The following is a 617-nucleotide window of genomic DNA, read 5'->3' as shown; positions in this document are numbered from 1 at the left end:
GCCAGGGCCGTTGCCGTCAACACGCCAATGCCTGGTATTGTGGCCAGTCGCTGGCTTGTCTCGCTCTGGCCGTGCCAAGCCTTTATCTCGCGATCGAGCCGCGCGATCTCGACCTCCTGGGCATCCAGTTGCCTCACCAGGCACAGCAAGGCTGCCCGCCCACCTCAGGAAGGCCATCCGTGGCAGTCTCAAGGTCGGTAACAAGGCAACGTACCTGCTGTGGGCCCCGGGCGGCCACAATGCCGAATTCTGCAAGGTGCGCGCGCAAGGCATTGACCAGCATCGTACGCTGGTGCACCAGCAGATCCCGAGCGCGATGCAGCATCAATACAGCGTGCTGGGCAGCGCTTTTGATCGCGACGAAATGCATGTTCGGCCGGGTGACGGCTTCACATATCGCTTCGGCATCCGCCATGTCATTCTTTTGCCGCTTCACATAAGGTTTGACGTAAGCTGGCGGGACCAAACGCACTTCATGCCCTAATGCTGCGATCTCACGAGCCCAATAATGACTGGTCGCACAGGCTTCCATGCCAATCAGGCAGGGGGAGAGATCCGACAGGACCTGCAGCAATACACCGCGCCGAACCTTCTTCTTGAGTATCACACCTGCGTTC

Annotated in this window: 1 protein-coding gene; it reads right to left on the bottom strand. The window is 59.6% G+C overall.

Translation table 11 applies throughout. From position 1 onward, the window contains the following. Positions 1-133: 133 nt before the first annotated feature. The coding region (locus tag E1297_RS00910; protein WP_155132733.1) for a transposase at positions 134-617 on the bottom strand (484 nt) is incomplete at its 5' end.

This window comes from Roseibium sp. RKSG952, assembly GCF_009711355.1.
This window is presented reverse-complemented; position numbering and strand designations above follow the sequence as displayed.